The sequence below is a fragment of the Sphingomonas sp. CCH9-E2 genome (assembly GCF_001557215.1).
In the GTDB taxonomy this organism is placed as follows: domain Bacteria; phylum Pseudomonadota; class Alphaproteobacteria; order Sphingomonadales; family Sphingomonadaceae; genus Sphingomonas.
In genome coordinates this window covers 1-1,151 of the sequence record NZ_LSJM01000245.1, presented here as the reverse complement: position 1 = coordinate 1,151, position 1,151 = coordinate 1, and the positions used below count along the sequence as shown (strand labels likewise).

The 1,151-nt window shown below is 68.6% G+C and carries 1 protein-coding gene and 2 pseudogenes; 2 read left to right on the top strand and 1 reads right to left on the bottom strand.

All coding sequences use genetic code 11. The features are described from left to right. Both AX681_RS21975 and AX681_RS21970 read left to right on the top strand, forming a co-directional pair. Positions 1–115 (top strand): annotated as a pseudogene (locus AX681_RS21975) (TlyA family rRNA (cytidine-2'-O)-methyltransferase); the annotation flags it as partial. Positions 116–291: 176 nt separating this feature from the next. Continuing rightward, positions 292–444, top strand: a complete 153-nt coding sequence (locus AX681_RS21970; protein WP_156442677.1) for a hypothetical protein — start codon at positions 292–294, stop codon at positions 442–444. Between the two features lie 152 nt (positions 445–596). Here AX681_RS21970 and AX681_RS22485 read toward each other — a convergent pair. Further along, a pseudogene (locus AX681_RS22485) lies at positions 597–1,151 on the bottom strand (ATP-binding protein); the annotation flags it as partial.

Sequence of the window (1,151 nt, the reverse complement as noted above, 5' to 3'; positions counted from 1 at the left end):
GGGCTGGGAGGTCGCGGGGGTGACGACCAGCCCGATCACCGGACCGGAGGGGAATGTCGAATTTCTGGTCGCCGCGCGCGCCGGGGCGGCGGGGGAGATGGTAGCTGGTGCCTGACGTCTCACCGGGCGGACGTTGCCCGGTTGACGAACGAGCCCAGGCCCGGGTCGCGCCCGGGCCGACAAATGGGGGCGGAATCCCGTTTTGGGTAAGTGCAAACCCCTATGACGATTCTGTGACTCGACAGTGCGGGTAACCGGGCGCAGCATGCTTCATCCTTGGGGGAGGATGTTATGCGAACGTCATTGCTGCACACTGCCACTGAAGTATTTCGCGAGGTGCCGGCTGAGGCCGTCGCGCCTGAGCCAGCGGTGCGCTGGTGCGCCTATGTCGAGGCGATCGGCGCGTGCGCGGTGCTGGTGATCGTCGGGCTCGTGCTGGTCTAAATACTTAATCCTCCCCCGCCAGAGGGAGGTGTCGCCGCAGGCGACGGAGGGGGAGGACGGCTGTTTCCTCCCGGCTTGAGCGAACTCCCTTCCTGCCCCTCCGTCACGCTTCGCGTGCCACCTTCCCCTGGCGGGGGAGGATTAGCCTATCACTAAAGCAATTTCGCCCGTTCCGCCGCGCGCACCGCGGTGCGGCCGACGGGCGGGGGCTTGGCCGGATCGGGCCAGGCGGGCGCGGTGGTCCAGCCGAGATGGGGGAGGCTGACGCTGCGCTTGCCCGACAGGTCGGTGCGCGCGACGATCAGGCCCTTTTCCTCGATATGCGCCATCATGCGCTTGGCGCGGCCCATTGAGCTGGTGCCGTAGAGCGCGGCGATGCGCGCGTCCGACGGGCAGGGTTCGCCCGCGCGCGCGGCCTTGGCGATGCCGAGGAAGGGGGCGAGCATCTCTTCGGGCAGCGACGCGGCGAGGGTGAGCGCGTCGTCCCAGCCGGTGCGATCGGTGATGCCGGCGCGTGCGAGCGCGAGCGCGCTGCGGAACGCGGGGAGGTCCATCCCGGGATCGACGCCGCGCATTTTGCAGCGGACGCCATAATCCTGAAAGATCGTGGCGAGCGGCGCGCGGCTGTCTTCGGCGCCGATTTCGGCGAGGATCGCGCGGCGGATCTCTTCCTGTTCGCCTTCTTCCAGCACCGGCATGTCGGGAAC

Coding starts and splice junctions, on each gene's coding strand:
- AX681_RS21970 (WP_156442677.1), top strand. CDS start 292: ATGCGAACGTCATTGCTGCACACTGCCACTGAAGTATTTCGCGAGGTG.